We start from the raw sequence: 19,730 nt of genomic DNA, 5'->3' as shown, positions 1-19,730 counted from the left end.
ATAAGAAAAAAGACAATTATTTAAGTGAAGTGGCCACCTTTTCCAGTTCGGCATACCAGTTTTCACCGAATTTTCGAATGAGTGCTGTTTTTACAAATTTATAAACGGGAACCTGAAGTTCTTTGCCCAAGGTGCAAGCATCATTACAAATGGGCCATTTGTGGTAATTTACCGCAGAAAACTCGCTATATTCCTGAACCCGAACTGGATAAAGGTGGCAGGAAATCGGTTTTCTGAAGCCCTTAGCTATCAGGTCTATCGCTCCAGCGTTAAAAGCGTCCTCGATACCGCAACTGGCAATACCTTTATCAGTAAATGTTACGTAGGCACATTCCTTTCCGTCCACGAGCGGTGTTTCCAGTTCGTCAAGATCGGTTTTTATGGAGGTCCCCTGCGCTTCAATTGCCTTGATGCCCTCCGGACGCAAAAATGGTTTGACTTGGGGATAGATGTTTTCCAAAATTCCGACCTCTTCTTCCGTAAGGGGAGCACCGGCCTCGCCCTCAATACAACAAGCGCCTTTGCATGCATTGAGATTGCACACAAAATCCTTTTCTATAATTTCTTCGGAAACTATTGTTTTGCCTAATTGAAACATGGCGCAAAACTATAAAATTACCAGCTAAGAATAACCGATTCAATTTAAAACTGAATAAACAAAGTGGTTTTTGTTTCGCAAGACAAAACAATAGACTTACTTTTGCCGGCTCAAATTTTTTGGCATGGAATTCAATTTTAAGGAAATGGCGACTGCAACTATGGTACTTTTTGCGGTTATTGATATTATTGGCAGTATACCGGTGGTGATTTCGCTACGTTCAAAGGTTGGAAATATTCGCAGTGGCAGGGCGGCGATTATTGCCGCCGTTGTTATGATTGTGTTTCTTTTTTTAGGGGAGGAAATCTTGAAATTGATAGGCATCAACGTGAATGAATTTGCGGTGGCAGGTTCATTTATATTATTCTTTATTGCGCTTGAAATGATTTTGAATATCACTTTGTTTAAGGAAGGCGAAAATGCGCCCACTTCTGCCACGGTTTTTCCCATTGCATTCCCAATTGTGGCGGGACCCGGAAGTTTGACCACGCTATTGTCCCTGCGTGCGGAATATGATATTTTAAATATTATCATCGCAATTATCGTAAATATTGTTGTGGTTTTTGTGGTTTTGAGAACGTCCGGAACGCTGCAAAATTGGCTTGGAAAAGCCGGAATTGCTATTATCCAAAAAATATTTGGTGTAATTTTGTTGGCGATAGCGGTAAAGTTATTTACCTCAAACATTCAGGAATTGTTTGCGTAAGGTTGAACAATCCGAGAAAATTTTTAAAGAAACAAAATGAAAACTTTAATCTACATACTTATCGCCGCAGCTGCTGCATTAGTGATTTATAATGCATTTCAGCTTGATTTTAACAATCTTTTGCAGGATGACAGTTCCATTGCCGTGATAAGCATTCTGGCGGGATTTTGCTCTATTTTGTTGTTGGTAATTTTACTTATCTCGCAGAAAATTGCTAAAAAGAGCAAGCGAAAAATTTAATTGTCCAAATGATTTTCGGCTTCAAGCTCTAGGACCTTCAAGAGCATAGGGTCACCGTCATTTAAGATTATTTCATATTCATTTGGGCCGTACAGTTGCTGGGCAAGATTGGCTTTCAGTGTTTTTTTCAATTCTTCGGTATAATTTGAAAGATCAATCTGAGCTTCATTGAATTTTGAATATTCAATAAATTCCTTCGAAAGTTTGTCGTCAACAGTATAGGTGTTTTTAAAATCTTCAAAACTCATTCCTTTGAAAATCTTTCGGTTTTTTTCAAGATATTCAAAGATGAAATAACTCATAAACCCGCTTCGCGAAACATACTGAAGCGTTTCGTTTTCGATGCTAGTATCCTTCGGCACAAAAACATCTGGGATAATTCCGCCGCCGCCGTATACCACTTTTCCTTTTGGGGTTTTGTATTTCAAAGAATCGGCAACTTTGATACTGTCTGCGTGAATAAGTTCGCCGTTTCGGTACCGTTTTTCATAATCACTGTAATAATTTTCGTTCCCTTTTCCGTACGGGCGCTGAATGGAACGGCCGGTAGGCGTGTAGTAGCGGGCAATTGTTAAGCGAATTGCACTCCCATCGCCGAGAGCCATCTCGCGCTGCACAAGGCCTTTCCCGAAGGACCGCCTGCCGATAATAGTCCCTTTGTCATTATCCTGAAGCGCTCCCGCCACAATTTCACTGGCGGAAGCCGAATTTTCATTAATCAGCACATATAATTTGCCGTGCTCAAAATCGCCACGCCCAGTGGCGAAAGTTTTATTGATGTCCCCGCTTTTGTTTTTTGTGATGAGCACCAATTTATCGTCCTCCAAAAATTCATCAACCACTCTTTCCGCAGTGGAAATATAGCCCCCGGGATTGTTTCGAAGATCGAGAACCAATTTTTTGATGCCTTGGTCTTTCAGTTTTTCAAGTGCAGATTCAAATTCCTTATAGGTTGTTTCAGAAAAACGATTCACTTTTATGTAGCCAAGGTCATTTGTAATTTTATAGGAAGCATCAACGCTTACCAATGGCACCTGTTTTCTTTTCACCTTTACATCAAGAATTTTCTTCTCGCTGGGGCGGTATACTTGCAGTTCAACCTTGCTATTTATATCACCTTTCAGATAATTGGTAATGCTATCCCGCTCAACCAGCTGGCCATATAGTTTTTTGCCATCTGCATATAGAATTCTATCGCCACCCCTAATTCCGGCCCGCTCGGCTGGACCGCCTTCAATAGGCCTAATTACGGCGATGGTATCATTATAAACGTAGAAGCTTACGCCAATTCCCGTAAAAGCCCCGCGCATATCGTCTGCATTGTGGGCATATTCGCTTTTGGGAATATATACGGAATGCGGATCCAGATTTTCGAGTATTCCGTTTACGGTAACGTCCACAATACTATCCGTATTTACATTGTCCACATATTCATAATCAATGTAGTCTATAAGTCTATTGAGCTTGTCTTTTTTGGAATTTGTAGCGAAGATTTTCTCTGTGGTATCGTTAAAATTGAGCTTAGAGCCAATAAAAACACCTGCGGCCAGCGCCAAACCAATCCACAAAGGCAAGTATTTTTTTTGATTTCCCATAAAATATTAAAGTTCCAAATCTGTAATATGCTGAATGTCTACGCCTGCTTTTTCCAAAAAAGAAATGCCGGAATTGTCTTTGTATTCTGAAGCATACACCAATCTTTTAATTCCGGCTTGGTGAATCAACTTGCTACATTCCTTGCAGGGCGACATGGTTATGTAGAGCGTTGCACCTTTGCAGGCTTGCGTTGAGGAGGCCACTTTCAAAATTGCATTCGCTTCGGCGTGGAGTACGTACCACTTGGTGTACCCTTCATCATCTTCGCATATATTTTCAAAACCGGTAGGCGTACCATTGTACCCATCGCTTATAATCATCTTGTCTTTAACAATAAGCGCGCCAACTTGTCTTCGCTTGCAGTAAGAGAGTTTGCTCCACTCAAGCGCCATCCGTAGATAAGCAACATCGTATTGCCTTTGTTTGCTGTCTTTCATTCTAATAAATAGGCAACGAAATTAAAAGGAAGTTACAGCACTGCCAAAAAAAATGCTGTTAACTATTTGCCAAAGTGGGTAATAAGGTTATAATTCTGAAAGTGGATTTTTTTATGTATAAAGTTTTAATTTCAGAAAATCCAATTGTCAATAAGCATTGGGATTATCATACCAATTACAAGTGAGGAGACCACCAACACCCAATCCCTTTTATTGAAACGAAAGATGGTTTGGAAAATAAAGGCGATTATTAGGATTAAAATGACAACTATTATTTGGGCGGCCTCAATCCCAAGGGCAAATTCAAGCAAATTCAAGATTCCCCCGCCGGTGTCCAAAGCCGTAAAAAATGAGGCAAAGCCCAGTCCGTGGATGATTCCGAAGAAAATGGTCACCATGTAAAAAATTCCCAGTTTCTCTACCTTTTTCTCTTTGCCAGCGGTAAAAAGATTGAAAAGAGCGGTAATTAAAATAGTGATAGGTATTAAAAATTCAATAAGACTGCTGGAGACTTTCACTACGCCATAGCTGGCCAAAACTAGTGAAAGCGTGTGCCCAATGGTAAACATGGTTACAAGGATCAATATTTTTTTCCAAGAAGAAAACGTGTAGGCGGCACAGAGAACAATAAGAAAAAGAATATGATCGTACGCCTGCCAATCTAGAACGTGGTGCAGGCCAAGGTTAAAATACAACCAGAAATCTGACATTGGGGATTTGGGTTTTCAAGGTTTGCCCAAATATAATGATTGTATTGAAGATTTTGTTATCTTGTTAAAGGAATAATAATTTTTAAAAGATGAAAAAATTTATACTCTTCGCTCTTACGCTTTGTGCTTTTGAAGGTTTTGCGCAAGACCCGGAATTGTTTGGGACGTGGTATTTAGCCTCCTATACGGCAGACATGGAGGATCCTAATTTTATTTCAGCAATACAACCACCAGTATCTCCATATATAATTATTGATGAAAATTTAGAATTTTTGGGAGAAGGAGCATGCAATTCCTACATTGGAAATTTTGCTTTTGATTCAAATTCAAATGAATTAATACTTAATAGTTTCGATTCTACTTTAGGACTTTGCAATTTTGAAGAGCATAATAATTTTGAGGTTGATTATTTCAGTTATTTTCAGGTGGACTATAGCTATGAATTTGATATAAGCGAGTTTAACTCTGGAATTATGCAATTGGTTCTTTCATTTTCTCCCGGGTTTGATCTGGTTTACCAAAACGAGCCGCTGTCAATTTCTGATAATTTCATAAGTGAATTCAAAATCTACCCAAACCCTGTTTCAGATAAATTATTCATTTCATCTAAAAAATCTTTGTTGGAAAGCTTGATTGTTTATTCAATGACAGGCCAAAAAATGATGGAAATTTCAAATGAAAATAATATTGATGTTTCTTCATTTCCAAAAGGAATGTACTTTTTGGAGATTATTTCAGCTGAAGGAAAAACTATCAAAAAATTCATTAAAAATTGAAATGCAACAGCCCAATAATCCATTACACGGAGTAAAATTAGCCGATATCTTATTGCACTTAGAAGAAAAATACGGTTGGGAATATTTAGGCGAAAAAATAAATATTCGCTGTTTTACGCACAATCCCTCCATTAAATCGAGTTTGGTTTTTCTTCGAAAGACACCTTGGGCAAGGGATAAAGTGGAAGCTCTTTATCTGAAAAGCTTAAAATAAAAAAGCCCCGACATATCCGTCAGGGCATTGTACTCGAGGTGGCCCCGAGACTTCGGGGGAGCCCACACTCCCGAAAGAACTGGATTTTGAATCCAGCGCGTCTACCATCCCGATAGCTATCGGGACCGCCACGGTATTTTTTGTGTTGTTTGGTTTGGAATTTTTAGAAAAAAAAGCCCCGACATATCCGTCAGGGCTTTGTACTCGAGGTGGGAATCGAACCCACACTCCCGAAAGAACTGGATTTTGAATCCAGCGCGTCTACCAATTCCGCCACTCGAGCAAGCGGGAGGCAAAAATAAACAATTATTTAGAATATGCTTTATATTTTGAAATGGTATTTTTTAAAAATTTAGTGCCATAAATTTTTACCTTTGCAGCCAAACCTTCCAAAAACATAAAACTATGTCTTCCGCCACTCCCGAACCAAAGATTTTTGCCTGTAAACAAAGCGAGGCGCTCGCTCAGGATATTGCCAAATCCTTCGGGATTCCATTGGGAAAAATTATAACATCACATTACAGTGATGGTGAATTTCAGCCTTCTTTTGAGGAGTCTGTACGTGGAAGCAGGGTTTTCTTGATCGGGTCTACATTCCCCAATAGCGACCATTTAATGGAGCTTTTGCTGATGATTGATGCTGCAAAACGCGCTTCGGCAAGACATATTACGGCGGTTTTGCCTTACTTTGGTTGGGCCAGACAGGATAGAAAGGACAAGCCGCGTGTTCCCATTGCAGCAAAATTGGTAGCGAAAATGCTGGAAACGGCCGGCGCTACTAGAATAATCACTATGGATTTGCACGCAGACCAAATTCAAGGATTTTTTGAAAAGCCTGTAGATCACCTCTTTGCTTCAAGTATTTTTCTGCCATACTTGCGAAGCCTAAATCTTGATAATCTTACCATCGCCTCGCCAGATATGGGAGGTTCAAAAAGGGCCTATGCATATTCAAAATTTCTTGAAAGTGATGTCGTAATCTGCTACAAACAGCGGGAAAAAGCGAATGTCATTTCATATATGGAATTGATTGGAGACGTTAAAGGGAAAAATGTCGTGTTGGTTGATGATATGGTAGACACTGCGGGAACACTTACCACGGCTGCAGATTTAATGATGGAGCGCGGTGCCTTGAGCGTGCGCGCCGTATGTACGCATCCACTTCTATCCGGAAATGCGTATGAGCGAATCGAAAAATCAAAAATGTTGGAATTGATTGTATCAGATTCCATTCCCACGAAACCACATAGTAAAATTAGGGTTCTTACCTGTGCCAAATTATTTGCCGACGTGATGCTAAGTGTAAACGCAAATAAATCAATCAGTTCAAAGTTCTTGATGTAATGTATGGAAAACTATATTTCAGAAGTAAAAAATTGAAATACAAAATAGATAATCCAAAATAAAATTTATCTTTGCACTCCCTAAAAAACAGCTTTTTAGGGAGTTTTTATTCATAAATAATTTTAAGAAAAATGAAATCTATTACAATTAAAGGATCAAAAAGAGAAAGCGTGGGCAAAAAGGCGACCAAAGCCCTACGTAATGCTGGAATGGTTCCTTGCGTAGTTTACGGAGGAGAAGAGCCAATCAGTTTTTCAGCAGATGAAATTGCCTTCAAAGACTTGGTTTACACTCCAGACGTACACACAGTTGTAATCGATTTGGGCGGCAAAAAAATCAACGCTATCCTGCAGGATATCCAATTTCACCCAGTGACTGACCGTATTCTCCACATCGATTTTTATCAAATTTTTGATGATAAGGAAGTAACTATGGAAATTCCTGTTCGCACCGTTGGTAACTCTCGCGGTGTTCGTAACGGCGGGGTTTTACGTGTAGTAAACCGAAAACTTCGCGTGAAGGCATTGCCAGAAAACCTTCCTGATTTTATTGAAGCGGACATTACTGAAATGCGTATTGGCAACAAAATGTACACAAAATCGCTAAAAACGGAAGACTACAAAATCATGCACCCAGAAAACACCGTTATCTGCCAGATTAGAACTTCACGTACTGCTGTGGCTGATGTTGAGGAAGAAGCTGAAGAAGGAGATGAGGCAGCCGCTGAAGGTGCCGAGGAAAATGCAGAAGCAGCCGCTGAAGCATAACATTTTCTTTTTAAATATAACTGAAAAGCATCCCATTAATTCGGGGTGCTTTTTTTATTTTTACAGAAGATTAACGGCAGTATGTTCCCATTTCTCAAAAAAATTTTACGGACAAAACCCGCCAGTATTGTTTCAGAAATAGATCCAATGAAAAAATTTCTTATTGTTGGCCTCGGTAATATAGGCCCCAAGTATGCAAACACCCGCCACAATATTGGTTTCAAAATCCTTGATTTTTACGCCGAAAAAAATTTGCTTTCGTGGCAAACGGAAAAGTTGGGTGACATTGCTTCGAATAAATTAAAGGGAAGAACTTTCATTTTTCTGAAACCGAGCACATTTATGAATTTAAGCGGAAAGGCTATAAAATACTGGATGGAAAAGGAAAAAATTCCTTTAGAGAATATTTTGGTAATTACAGATGATTTGAATTTGGCATTTGGCACCATTCGCATAAAAACAAAAGGTAGCGACGGCGGCCACAATGGTTTGAAGGATACTCAGCAAATGTTACAGACCACCAATTACAACCGTTTTCGCTTTGGGATTAGCGACGCTTTTGTTAAAGGAAGACAGGTAGATTACGTGTTGGGCGAGTGGGAGGCAGAGGAAGAAAAGCAACTGCCCGAACGTTTGGAGCTTAGTGCTGAAATTATTGAATCCTTCGCGCTGGCAGGAATGAATACAACCATGAACACATTTAACGGTAAATAATTTTGAAGAAACATTCCGCAGCTTCAACCTATAAAAATGAACGGCCAAGTGTTGTTACCATTGGTACTTTTGATGGCGTGCACCAAGGTCACAACGCTATTTTGAAACGGTTGGTGGCCACCGCAAAAAATGACTATTTGGATTCCGTGGTGCTCACGTTTTTTCCGCATCCGCGTATGGTGCTTCAGCAAAACACGGAAATAAAATTGCTAAATACTATTGATGAACGTACCAATCTGCTTGAAGAAACCGGTATAGACCATTTGGTAATCCACCCTTTTACCCAGGAATTTTCACGTTTGACGGCACTGGAATATGTGCGTGATATTTTGGTAAAAAACTTAAAGGCGAAAAAGATAATCATTGGGTACGACCATCGCTTTGGAAGGAATAGGAATGCTGATATTGAAGATTTAAAGGAATATGGGAAGAAATTCAATTTTGAAGTCGAGGAAATTTCCGCTAAGGAAATAGATGACGTTGCCATAAGTTCCACAAAAATAAGAAAGGCACTCGATGCTGGCGATATTGAAACGGCCAATAGTTTTTTGGGTTATAATTTTATGATTTCCGGCGAAGTTGTAAAAGGAAAAGCACTGGGAAGAACAATAAATTATCCAACCGCAAACCTGAAACCCGCAGAAAAATATAAGCTTATTCCGAAAAATGGAGTTTATATAGTAGAGGCGCAAATCGCCGAACGCAAGGTTTTTGGTATTACAAGCATCGGTACAAATCCTACCGTTGGCGGAATAGATAGGACCATAGAAACACATTTTCTTGATTTCAATGAAGATCTTTATGGGAATAATTTGACCATCGAATTTCTGAAAAACATCCGTGATGAAGAAAATTTTGAATCCATTGAAATTTTACGACAGGCAATTATAAAAGACGAATCTTTTGCTAAAGAATTTTTAAGAAACCGTGAATAAATTTCTCTTCAAGTATATTGATAACACTGGCCTTGTTCTCTTTAGGGTAGTATTTGGTGCGCTCATTGCAACCGAAGCATTTGGCGCTATTTTTACGGGCTGGTTGCGCAGGACTTTAGTAGATACGCCCTTTACTTTCAACTTTATTGGGTTCGATTTTTTACAAAATCTGCAAGGGCCGCTGCTTTATTATTATTTTGTGGTGATGGGGCTTTTCGGCATCTTCGTGATGCTAGGGTTCAAATACCGTTTCAGCATGGTGGCGTATGCGCTTATGTGGACCTGTGTTTATTTAATGCAGAAAAGTAGCTACAACAATCATTATTATTTAATGATGCTGCTTTGCTGGATTATGGCGTTTTTGCCCGCAAATAGATGGTTTTCACTGGACGCAAAGATTAATCCTGGGATTAAGAATCCAGCCATGCCCAGATGGGTATTATTGATTTTAATCTTACAGGTTTGGATAGTCTATACCTACGCCAGCGTGGCAAAGTGGTATCCAGAATGGTTGAATGCCAGCGTTCCCGCACTATTTATGCAGGGGAAAAAACACTATTGGCTTATTGGCGAATTTCTTCAAAAAAATTGGGTGCACTGGAGCATTGCCTATGTAGGCATCCTTTTCGATCTGTTGATCGTCCCGCTCATGCTTTGGAAGCGCACCCGCCTTTTGGGCTTCGTTATTTCGGTGTTTTTCCATCTTTTTAATTCCATTGTGTTCCAAATAGGAATATTCCCGTATATGTCTATTGCTTTTGCCTTATTTTTCTTTTCACCGGAAACGCTTCAGAAACGTTTTCTTCCGAAGAAAAAATTATACACGGAAGGTGAAGTGATTATTCCGAAAAATAGAAATATCATCATTGGTGTATTTTCAATTTATTTTTTGGTACAAATTGGTCTTCCACTACGGCATTGGTTTTTTAAGGATGACGTATTGTGGACGGAGGAAGGGCATAGGTTGAGTTGGCGCATGATGCTGCGCTCGAAGAGTGGAAATCTTACCGTTTACGTCAAGGATAAAGAAAGTGGCGTCAAGAAGCGCTATAATTACCAGGAATTGCTGGGAGATAAACAGGCGAGAGCGGTAAAGACCAAACCGGATTTGCTATGGCAGCTTGCGCAGCGTATAAAAAAAGTGGAGGCCGAAAAGGGTAATGACGTTGCGGTATACATGGATTGTTTGGTGATGGTAAACAATGGTGTTTATTTCCCATTTATAGACCCTAATGTAGATTTGGCTTCAGAAGAATGGCATCCATTTAAACATCACGATTGGATTTTACCTTCGCCAGAGGATTATAATAAAAAGCCCGTAAAAGAATAACGGCTATTTTCTAACTTTGCTTTCAAAATAATTAATATGCTACAAGTAACCGATATCCGTGAAAACAAGGACAAGTATGTACAAAGCTTGGCAAAACGTGGACTGCAAACTGAAAATGTTTTAAATGAAGTATTGTCGCTGGACGAAGAACGCCGTGGTCTTCAAGCACAACTGGATGAGGTTTTGGCGCAAAGCAATTCCTATTCCAAGGAAATCGGGAAACTTTTTCAAAGTGGTGAAGCACAAAAAGCCAACGAATTAAAGGAAAAAACCATAGCGCTGAAGGAATCTTCAAAACAGCTTAACGAACAAATGATTGCTGCGGCAGAAAAACTGCAGCAACTTTTATACACTTTGCCCAATATCCCGAATGATTTGGTGCCCGCCGGAACCGATGAAAATGATAATGAGGAAGTTTACAAAGAAGGCGAAATACCTAAATTGATTGATGGCGCGCTTCCGCATTGGGAACTTGCAAAAAAATACGATCTCATCGATTTTGAACTCGGCGTAAAAATCACTGGCGCAGGTTTTCCAGTGTATAAAGGGAAAGGTGCACGTTTGCAACGTGCTTTGATTGCTTATTTTTTGGATAAAAACACCGCCGCAGGATATACCGAATACCAAGTTCCGCATTTGGTGAACGAAGCTTCGGGCTACGGAACTGGGCAATTGCCGGACAAGGAAGGGCAAATGTATCACGTGGAAATGGACGATTTGTATTTAATACCAACGGCCGAAGTTCCCGTTACCAATATGTTCCGTGGCGATTTACTGAACCATTCCGAGCTGCCCATTACCTGCACGGGTTACACGCCTTGTTTCCGAAGAGAAGCTGGCAGCTACGGCGCGCACGTGCGCGGGTTGAACCGTTTGCACCAATTCGATAAAGTGGAAATCGTACGCATCGAGCATCCCGATAATTCCTATAAAGCGTTGGACGGAATGGTTGAACATGTAAAAGGAATTCTTCGCGAATTGAAATTGCCATACCGAATCCTTCGTCTTTGCGGAGGCGATTTGGGTTTCACTTCAGCGTTGACGTATGATTTTGAAGTTTTTTCTACCGCGCAGGATCGTTGGTTGGAGATTTCCTCTGTTTCAAATTTTGAAACCTTTCAGGCGAATAGATTGAAACTTCGCTTTAAGGATACCGACGGAAAGAATAAACTTGCCCACACCTTAAACGGAAGCGCTTTGGCTCTGCCGCGTGTTTTGGCGGGGATTCTTGAAAATTACCAAACCGAGGATGGAATAAAAATCCCCGAGGTTTTGGTGCCGTATTGTGGATTTGATTTTATAAAATAATTTTTAACACGAATTCACGAATATTTTTTTAGGGCTTCAAATATGCTTCTCTTAAGAAATAAAATTCGTGAATTTGTATTGTCTTACATTCAAAAAATTCCCCTTTTACAACACTTTCCAAAGTTTCAAAAAAAATGATTTCTGTTATCATTTTTTGTAAACTTTTTGCCTGCGCAAAGCCAGTAAAAAATTTGTAATTAATTAAAAATAAATTAGTTGCAATTTATAATTTTAAAAAATTTGTAAACATTTGATTTTCACGTGTTGAAAACTTTGTTAAAAACCTTAACGAATTTTCTCCGCATTTCCCTTTTAATTTTTTCATATTTGTTAGTCCCGAGTAGCGACAAATTTTAATCTAAAAACAAAGGACAAATGAGTGCAATTGAACCAATTCTTCAAGAAAATAAAAACAGATTCGTAATATTCCCCATCCAGCATCACGATATTTGGGATTGGTATAAAAAGAGCGAAGCTAGTTTTTGGACAGCTGAGGAAATTGATCTGCACCAGGACCTTACCGATTGGAACTCAAAACTAACAGACGACGAGCGTTATTTCATAAAGCATATTCTCGCATTTTTCGCCGCTTCGGATGGAATTGTAAATGAAAATCTAGCCGAAAATTTCGTAAACGAAGTTCAGTATAGCGAGGCAAAATTCTTCTACGGTTTCCAGATTATGATGGAAAACATTCACAGTGAAACCTATTCGCTTTTGATTGATACTTATGTGAAGGACGACAAGGAAAAAGACCAACTCTTCAACGCAATCGAAACGTTTCCCGCAATCAAAAAGAAAGCAGATTGGGCTTTAAAATGGATTGAAAGCGATTCCTTCGCTGAGCGATTGATAGCCTTTGCGGCAGTAGAGGGCATTTTCTTTTCGGGTGCTTTTTGTTCTATTTTTTGGTTGAAAAAACGCGGATTGATGCCCGGACTTACCTTTTCCAATGAATTGATCTCCCGCGACGAAGGCGTGCATTGCGATTTTGCCGTGCATCTGCACAACCACCATTTGGTAAACAAAGTCCCAAAGGAGCGCATCCGTGAAATTATCGTGGACGCTTTAAACATTGAGCGCGAGTTCATTACTGAATCACTTCCCGTGAGTTTAATCGGGATGAATTCAAAATTGATGACGCAATATCTTGAATTTGTAACCGATAGACTTTTGGTAGAATTGAATTGTGAAAAAGAGTATAATGTGGGCAATCCGTTTGATTTTATGGATATGATTTCACTTCAGGGAAAAACCAATTTCTTTGAAAAACGTGTAGGCGAATATCAAAAAGCTGGTGTTACCAATAAGGACAAAGATTCGAACAAAATCAGTTTCGACGCGGATTTTTAAACTATTGTTTCTAAGTTGATACTATAGATTCTTAGTGGATACTATAGTTTGAAAAAACAATAGCGACAATAGTATCCATAGAATAAATAGTATCATTTCAAAATGAGTTATAGGAATTTACAGATATGGCAACTTTCAAGATTGCTGGTGATTGACGTTCATAATATGTCGCTGAATTTGCCCTCTTTTTAAAAATTTGAAGTTGGAAGTCAAATTAGACGGTCAGTAAAATCTGTGAAATCAAATATTGTTGAAGGTTATGGCAGAAGAAGATATAAGCAAGAATATATTCGATTTATGGTTTTTGCACTTTCTTCAAATGATGAAACTATTGTCCATTTAGAAACTTTATTTGAAACAAAATCTTTAAATAATGAAGATTTATTCAAAGATCTACATAAAAGATCCCAGCAGTTAGGAATTAAAATAAATAATTTTTTGCAAAGCATCGAAAAGAATCACAATAAGTTTGATGAATAATATGATGTTTATTAGTACTATGGATGCTAAGTTGGATATTATTTTAAGATTTATACATTTCAATTAAGACAATAGAATTCATAGTATCAATAGTCACAATAGAATCAAAAGTATCTAACCCCATAAACCCAAAATTATGAATGTAATAAAAAGAGACGGCCGCAAAGAACCTATAATGTTCGATAAAATTACGGCACGCGTGCGCAAACTGTGCTACGGTTTAAATGAATTGGTAGATCCCGTAAAAGTAGCGATGCGCGTTATTGAAGGACTTTACGATGGCGTAACCACAAGCGAGCTGGATAATCTTGCGGCTGAAATTGCCGCAACAATGACCACTTCGCATCCAGATTATGCGCGTTTGGCGGCTAGAATCTCTGTTTCAAACCTTCATAAAAACACCAAGAAAACTTTTTCTGAAGTAATGACGGATCTTTACGAATATGTTAATCCGCGTACCGGGAAAAAGGCACCATTGCTGAGCGATGAGGTTTACGAGGTTATAAAAAACAATGCTGAAGAACTGGATTCCACCATAATTTATAATCGTGATTTTGGGTACGATTATTTTGGCTTTAAAACTTTAGAGCGTTCTTATTTGTTGAAATTGAACGGGAAAATTGTGGAGCGCCCACAACATATGTTGATGCGCGTTTCCATTGGAATTCATTTGAATGATCTTGCGGCGGTCAAGGAAACCTACGAATTAATGTCGAAAAAATTCTTTACCCACGCCACACCAACGCTTTTCAACAGTGGTACGCCAAAGCCGCAAATGTCTTCCTGCTTTCTGCTTGCAATGAAAGATGATAGCATCGATGGAATTTATGACACGCTGAAGCAAACTGCAAAAATCTCGCAATCTGCCGGTGGAATTGGGCTTTCAATACACAATGTTCGTGCAACGGGATCCTATATTTCTGGCACCAATGGCACTTCAAATGGAATTGTACCAATGCTTCGTGTTTTCAATGATACCGCGCGTTACGTGGATCAGGGCGGCGGAAAGCGAAAAGGATCCTTCGCCATTTATGTGGAGCCCTGGCATGCCGATATTTTTGACTTTTTGGATCTGAAAAAGAATCACGGAAAAGAGGAAATGCGCGCCCGCGATCTTTTTTATGCCATGTGGATTCCAGATTTATTTATGAAACGTGTGGAGGAAGATAGCACTTGGACACTTATGTGCCCAAATGAATGTCCCGGACTGCACAATTGCCATAGTGAGGAATTTGAGGCGCTTTACCAAAAATATGAAGCAGAGAATAAAGGTAGAAAAACCGTAAAAGCGCGTGAGCTCTGGGAGAAAATTTTGGAATCGCAGATAGAGACCGGTACGCCATATATGCTTTACAAAGATGCGGCAAACCGCAAGAGCAATCAGAAAAATCTGGGAACCATAAAATCCTCGAATCTGTGTACGGAAATTATGGAATATACATCGCCGGATGAGGTTGCGGTGTGTAATTTGGCTTCCATTGCATTGCCAATGTTCGTCAAAAATGGCGAATTTGACCACAAAGAACTTTTTAAAGTAACAAAACGCGTTACCAAAAACCTGAATCGGGTAATTGACAGAAATTATTATCCCGTGATTGAAGCGCAAAATTCGAATTTCCGCCACCGTCCCGTTGGTCTGGGAATACAAGGCTTGGCAGATGCGTTTATTATGCTTAGAATGCCTTTTACCAGCGATGAGGCGAAAAAGCTGAACCAAGAAATTTTTGAAACGCTATATTTTGCGGCTGTCACAGCGTCTATGGAAGAAGCCAAAGCAGACGGCGCTTATGAAAGCTATAAGGGATCGCCTATTTCCGAAGGATTATTTCAACATAATTTATGGGGAATAAAAGATGAGGAATTGAGCGGCCGTTGGGATTGGGCAAAACTGAGAAAAGATGTAAAGAAGCACGGCGTGCGAAATTCACTTTTGGTGGCGCCGATGCCAACAGCTTCAACTTCACAGATTTTAGGCAATAACGAAGCGTTTGAACCTTATACTTCAAATATTTACACACGCCGCGTACTTTCTGGAGAATTTATTGTAGTGAATCAACATTTACTGGAAGATTTAGTGAAACTTGGGCTTTGGAATGATGACTTAAAGGAAGAAATTATGCGTGCGAACGGCTCTATTCAGGATGTAGAAATTATTCCGCAGGATTTGAAGGAATTGTACAAAACCGTATGGGAGCTTTCAATGAAAGACATTATAGATATGAGCCGCCACCGCGGGTATTTCATAGACCAGAGCCAATCATTGAACCTTTTTATGGAGAATGCAAATATGGCGAAACTGACCTCAATGCATTTCTATGCTTGGAAAAGTGGCCTTAAAACTGGAATGTACTATTTGCGCACGAAGAGCGCGGTGGATGCCATTAAATTCACCCTCAAAAAAGAAGAAAAGAAGGAAACGGTGGGCGCGCAGGTTGAAGCAGTTGTAGCGGAAGAAATTTCAACAAAACCTATAACTCCGCAGGAACTTCGTGAAATGTTGGCGCAATCCAAAAATGGGGCAGATGATGATTGCTTGATGTGTGGGTCTTAATTTCTTAAATATTGAAACAAATAAAAAACCCTTACCGAAAAGTAAGGGTTTTGTTTTGCATTGTATTTTCTGGGTGTTATGATTTTTTATAGCTACCGTAGTACTCTCCCATCAAATTCATAAGTGCAGTGACCAAATCTTTTGTTTCTAACAGAAGACTGAAGTATAGGGTCGTATTTTTTGGACTTGATTCTTCAGTTCTTGTTCTGGCAATCTGTTTTTCAATTTTATTAGTAAGACTCGTAAAAATCTTATCTTGATTTTGAAGCACTTTTTCAATTCTGATAAAATCTTTCTTTTCAAAAATATCTTCAATTTCCTTAAATAACGCTTCCAAATGCTGATCAATTTCTTGAAGATCCTTAATTTGATTGAATCGTAACGCTTTATGATTATTGTTTACGTGCTTATAACTGGCTTTTGAAATAAACTCCAGCGATTGTACAACATCGGTGAGATATCCGAGTACCACTATGTAAAAATTACTTCCGCGGACGCTGTTTTCATCAAGATTTTTTATGAAATAGAAAATATTGTCCCGAAGTTCCTCAACCTCATCATTAAGCTTCTTGACGCCTTTCTTGCTTTTCTTCAACTTTTTGGTGTCCTGTTTTGCGAGGCCACGAAGCATATCAGTATAGATTTTATTGGAACGCGAAACAACATTGCTAATGTTTTCGGCACTTTCCTGGATAATTCCCTGTACTGTTTTGCTTTCAGTCTTCTTCAATTTTGATTTGCTCAGTTTAAGCTGCACTTTATTTTTATGTGAAATATAATTGCGAACCAATAGCAATATCGCAAGAAGCAATAAAACGGCTATCATAGCCCCTCTTCCTATGTAAATGAGGTACGCCAATGTTCCCGCTGCCACAAATGCCACAAATGCTGTGAAAAACCAACCGCCAATTACGTTCAATACACCCGCAACTCTGTAAACGGCGCTCTCACGGCCCCAAGCACGGTCTGCAAGCGAAGTACCCATGGCAACCATAAAGGTTACGTAGGTTGTGGACAACGGAAGTTTTAAAGACGTTGCGGTAGAAATAAGTACCCCTGCAACGGTAAGATTTATTGAGGCACGAATCATATCAAACGCAGGTAGTTCATACGTTTTATGTTTTGGAAGTGCCACAACAGGTTTTTCGAAACGTTTATCTATTTTGGCCTGCAAGCTTTGTGGGATAATGGCTTCAAAGAAATATGCGAGTTGCGTTCCTCCTTTTACCAGCAAGCGGGAGAGCATATTCGGGTTGAATTTTTCATGTCCTTCGCCTTGGCGTGCCAAATCGATTTCCGTATCAGAAACAGTTTGTGCTTTTTTTGAAAACCAAAGCGTTAAAACCATAACGCCTCCAGCTATAAAAAGCAAAATGGGTTCTGCGGGAACGGCATTCGCCAAACTGGTCATTTCAAAATCCGTAGCTGCAACGCCAGAATTTACCCAGGCTTCATAACTATGGTAGGCAGCCATAGGTACTCCTATAAAATTCACCAAATCATTTCCGGCAAATGCAAGTGCAAGACCAAAAGTTCCAACGGCAATTACGATTACCAAAACATTTCTTTTGAAAATCATCATATAAAGTTGGGAGAACACTACCCAGAATATAAAACTTAAACCTATGGTAAGCCACGTATTTCCGTCTACAATTCCTTCAAAACTTCCGTAGAAGGGTGTGCCTTTCAAACCTTTCATAAAAATGAAATAGCTTATGGACGTGAGCGCGATACCACCGAATATTGCGCCAAAATATTTCATCCGGGGTTCTGCCTGAAAGGTAAAAATAAGACGCGAAATATATTGAACAATGCTACCCGCCGTAAACGCGACCACGACGGAGACAACAATACCCGTGACAATTTCCAAAGCTTTGCTTGTGTTGATGTACTTTGCAAGGTTGGTAATATTTTCGGTGTCTGAGTATCCAACCTTTATTAATGCCATAACCACGGCCGCACCCAAAAGTTCAAATACAATAGAAACAGTGGTAGAGGTGGGAAGGCCCAACGTATTGAAAAAATCCAAAAGGAGGATATCCGTAATCATGACAGCCATGAAAATGATCATGATCTCATCGAAGTAAAATTCGCCAGGGACAAAAATTCCCTTTCGGGCTACTTCCATCATTCCACTGGAAAAACTGGCGCCAATAAATATGCCTATACTGGCAATGATTAAAATGGTTTTGAAGGGGATAGCCTTTGAACCTATTGCCGAATTCAGGAAGTTAACAGCGTCATTACTAACGCCTACCACCAAGTCTGCGATGGCTAGAACCCCCAAGGCAATAATCATCATTAAGTAAATATTATCCATTGCTCGTTTTATTAAACTGGCACAAATTTCCCATATAAATTAGGATTGATTGTTACCAAATTGTTAACTGTATTTTTGGTTAAAAATGGAGGTCAAAACCCATTCTGTATTCAATTAAGTTGCTTGTATTTCCTATGGTTCCATACGTTATATCAGTTTGGAATTTGAGCTTGTGGCCCACAATATATTTTGAAATTCCAAAGGTATATTCATTGATGCTTTCAGTGGGAAAAAATTCGGTATCCGGAAGTACGGTGCTATATCTTCCGGCTACTTCCCAATTTGAATCAAAAAGATAACCGCATTGCAGATTAAGCCCATCTCCTTCGTAAACCTCCTGTCCTGTCAAAGTGCCATCACTATTGGTTGCTATGGGATTATCCGCTTGCCTATGGCTATATTCTCCCATAAATGAAAATCCTTCATATTTAAACATGGCATCCACAAATATTGTTGAAATATCCGTTTCAAAAAAACCGATGTCGTTTCGCATATACGCACCCATATTACTTCGGGTTTTTACGGCATTGTCGTTATAATCATATGTGGCGCCGATTGACAATTTAGGATTTTTTTCCCTATAAATATCACCGCCAATATAATCACCCCTTTTTGTGAAGTTTCCAAAAGGCAGCACTTCAATCCTGCCCGTATATTGATGGCCTCCCAGGTTTCCCGTAACCACATTTCTTCCCTCACCTTGTGAAAGCGCAAAAATTTCGCGGATAATTATTTCTTCTGAAATTGAAAAGAAGTGTCGAAGTTGAAAACCAACATCACGATCTATATTGAAAACCCGGTTTAAAACCGAACGGTCAACCAGTTGCATATCTGCCGAAGAAATTACGCGTTCACGGTTTCCGGGAAGTTTGGTCTGTCCGGCCCATAATTCCACATTTTTATAAAATTTCCATTTTATGACGGCGTCATAAATAATACGTGGCGCGTTGGCGGTAAATTCTGAAGCGCCAGCCATATCTAAACTGGAAAGGCCAAGCTCAAATTTATATCGAAGCTTTGGGGTATAAGCGAAGCCATCAAACTTTAATCGCGCCCGGCGAATTTGATAATCTTGCTCTGGTTTGCCGAATTGTGTGCCTTCATACAGCCACAATGAGTTTGCTCTAAACTGGATACGGGGGGCAAATTTTACGCTCCAGGAACTATCCTTCGCCACATAATTCACCATTCCGTTGCCGAATTTTGAAGAGGTTTCCTGTGCCGGTACGGTGTAGGCGAAAAGAAGCATTAGGCCAAGAAGACAACTGGTGCGGTACATTTAATTTCGAATTTTAGTTTTTGTCGGGAGCAAAGAACACAATTTTTAACGTCTCTAATGTTTCCTTAATGT

The 19,730-nt window shown here is 39.5% G+C and carries 18 protein-coding genes, 1 tRNA gene and 1 pseudogene; 13 read left to right on the top strand and 7 right to left on the bottom strand.

Features of this window, described 5'->3' with window-relative positions; translation table 11 throughout:
• Positions 1-16: 16 nt before the first annotated feature.
• Positions 17-598 carry a DUF3109 family protein gene (locus KIV10_RS06595; RefSeq protein ID WP_214112683.1) on the bottom strand — a complete coding sequence of 194 codons (582 nt, stop codon included), beginning with the start codon at positions 596-598 and terminating at the stop codon, positions 17-19.
• A 124-nt stretch (positions 599-722) separates the two neighbouring features.
• Between KIV10_RS06595 and KIV10_RS06590 the strand changes: the two genes are divergently transcribed.
• Both KIV10_RS06590 and KIV10_RS06585 read left to right on the top strand, forming a co-directional pair.
• Positions 723-1,304 (top strand): MarC family protein, encoded by a 582-nt coding sequence (locus tag KIV10_RS06590; RefSeq protein WP_214112682.1) that lies wholly within the window; start codon positions 723-725, stop codon positions 1,302-1,304.
• Between the two features lie 36 nt (positions 1,305-1,340).
• Complete coding sequence (locus KIV10_RS06585; protein WP_214112681.1) at positions 1,341-1,544, top strand: hypothetical protein; 204 nt, start codon at positions 1,341-1,343, stop codon at positions 1,542-1,544.
• On the opposite strand, the gene KIV10_RS06580 is transcribed toward KIV10_RS06585, so the two are convergent.
• The 3 genes from KIV10_RS06580 to KIV10_RS06570 form a co-directional block, all read right to left on the bottom strand.
• Positions 1,541-3,139 carry a S41 family peptidase gene (locus tag KIV10_RS06580; RefSeq protein WP_214112680.1) on the bottom strand — a complete coding sequence of 533 codons (1,599 nt, stop codon included), beginning with the start codon at positions 3,137-3,139 and terminating at the stop codon, positions 1,541-1,543. The genes KIV10_RS06585 and KIV10_RS06580 overlap by 4 nt on opposite strands.
• A gap of 6 nt (positions 3,140-3,145) precedes the next feature.
• Positions 3,146-3,577, bottom strand: coding sequence for a deoxycytidylate deaminase (locus KIV10_RS06575; RefSeq protein ID WP_214112679.1), 432 nt, complete (start codon positions 3,575-3,577; stop codon positions 3,146-3,148).
• A 131-nt stretch (positions 3,578-3,708) separates the two neighbouring features.
• Positions 3,709-4,287 carry a HupE/UreJ family protein gene (locus KIV10_RS06570; protein WP_214112678.1) on the bottom strand — a complete coding sequence of 193 codons (579 nt, stop codon included), beginning with the start codon at positions 4,285-4,287 and terminating at the stop codon, positions 3,709-3,711.
• A gap of 89 nt (positions 4,288-4,376) precedes the next feature.
• Here KIV10_RS06570 and KIV10_RS06565 point away from each other — a divergent pair, with 89 nt between their 5' ends.
• Both KIV10_RS06565 and KIV10_RS06560 read left to right on the top strand, forming a co-directional pair.
• Positions 4,377-5,063: a T9SS type A sorting domain-containing protein gene (locus tag KIV10_RS06565; protein ID WP_214112677.1), complete on the top strand. Its 687-nt coding sequence runs from the start codon at positions 4,377-4,379 to the stop codon at positions 5,061-5,063.
• 1 nt (position 5,064) lies between these two features.
• Positions 5,065-5,277 carry a VF530 family protein gene (locus KIV10_RS06560; RefSeq protein WP_214112676.1) on the top strand — a complete coding sequence of 71 codons (213 nt, stop codon included), beginning with the start codon at positions 5,065-5,067 and terminating at the stop codon, positions 5,275-5,277.
• 201 nt (positions 5,278-5,478) lie between these two features.
• On the opposite strand, the gene KIV10_RS06555 is transcribed toward KIV10_RS06560, so the two are convergent.
• A tRNA-Leu gene (locus KIV10_RS06555) sits at positions 5,479-5,560 on the bottom strand.
• 122 nt (positions 5,561-5,682) lie between these two features.
• On the opposite strand from KIV10_RS06555, the gene KIV10_RS06550 reads away from it, so the two are divergent.
• The 9 genes and pseudogenes from KIV10_RS06550 (at position 5,683) to KIV10_RS06510 (ending at position 16,059) form a co-directional block, all read left to right on the top strand.
• Positions 5,683-6,621 carry a ribose-phosphate pyrophosphokinase gene (locus KIV10_RS06550; RefSeq protein ID WP_214112675.1) on the top strand — a complete coding sequence of 313 codons (939 nt, stop codon included), beginning with the start codon at positions 5,683-5,685 and terminating at the stop codon, positions 6,619-6,621.
• A 131-nt stretch (positions 6,622-6,752) separates the two neighbouring features.
• A complete protein-coding gene (locus KIV10_RS06545) occupies positions 6,753-7,388 on the top strand; it encodes a 50S ribosomal protein L25/general stress protein Ctc (RefSeq protein WP_214112674.1) in 636 nt (211 codons plus the stop codon).
• 81 nt (positions 7,389-7,469) lie between these two features.
• Positions 7,470-8,102 (top strand): aminoacyl-tRNA hydrolase, encoded by a 633-nt coding sequence (gene pth / locus KIV10_RS06540; RefSeq protein ID WP_214112673.1) that lies wholly within the window; start codon positions 7,470-7,472, stop codon positions 8,100-8,102.
• A 2-nt stretch (positions 8,103-8,104) separates the two neighbouring features.
• A complete protein-coding gene (locus tag KIV10_RS06535) occupies positions 8,105-9,037 on the top strand; it encodes a bifunctional riboflavin kinase/FAD synthetase (protein ID WP_214112672.1) in 933 nt (310 codons plus the stop codon).
• Complete coding sequence (locus KIV10_RS06530) at positions 9,030-10,367, top strand: HTTM domain-containing protein (RefSeq protein ID WP_214112671.1); 1,338 nt, start codon at positions 9,030-9,032, stop codon at positions 10,365-10,367. The genes KIV10_RS06535 and KIV10_RS06530 overlap by 8 nt, the downstream gene beginning before the upstream one ends.
• A gap of 36 nt (positions 10,368-10,403) precedes the next feature.
• Positions 10,404-11,675 (top strand): serine--tRNA ligase, encoded by a 1,272-nt coding sequence (gene serS / locus KIV10_RS06525; protein WP_214112670.1) that lies wholly within the window; start codon positions 10,404-10,406, stop codon positions 11,673-11,675.
• A gap of 375 nt (positions 11,676-12,050) precedes the next feature.
• The gene (locus KIV10_RS06520) at positions 12,051-13,028 is read left to right on the top strand and encodes a ribonucleotide-diphosphate reductase subunit beta (RefSeq protein WP_214112669.1); all 978 of its coding nucleotides are present in this window, start codon (positions 12,051-12,053) and stop codon (positions 13,026-13,028) included.
• Positions 13,029-13,232: 204 nt separating this feature from the next.
• A pseudogene (locus KIV10_RS06515) lies at positions 13,233-13,508 on the top strand (four helix bundle protein); the annotation flags it as partial.
• 136 nt (positions 13,509-13,644) lie between these two features.
• Positions 13,645-16,059, top strand: a complete 2,415-nt coding sequence (locus KIV10_RS06510) for a ribonucleoside-diphosphate reductase subunit alpha (protein WP_214112667.1) — start codon at positions 13,645-13,647, stop codon at positions 16,057-16,059.
• A gap of 76 nt (positions 16,060-16,135) precedes the next feature.
• Here KIV10_RS06510 and KIV10_RS06505 read toward each other — a convergent pair whose 3' ends face one another.
• Both KIV10_RS06505 and KIV10_RS06500 read right to left on the bottom strand, forming a co-directional pair.
• Positions 16,136-18,379 carry an inorganic phosphate transporter gene (locus KIV10_RS06505; RefSeq protein WP_214112666.1) on the bottom strand — a complete coding sequence of 748 codons (2,244 nt, stop codon included), beginning with the start codon at positions 18,377-18,379 and terminating at the stop codon, positions 16,136-16,138.
• Positions 18,380-18,458: 79 nt separating this feature from the next.
• A complete protein-coding gene (locus KIV10_RS06500; RefSeq protein WP_214112665.1) occupies positions 18,459-19,658 on the bottom strand; it encodes a porin in 1,200 nt (399 codons plus the stop codon).
• Positions 19,659-19,730 lie beyond the last annotated feature (72 nt).

The sequence above is a fragment of the Aequorivita echinoideorum genome, from assembly GCF_018476645.1.
Classification (GTDB): Bacteria; Bacteroidota; Bacteroidia; order Flavobacteriales; family Flavobacteriaceae; genus Aequorivita; species Aequorivita echinoideorum.
This window is presented reverse-complemented; position numbering and strand designations above follow the sequence as displayed.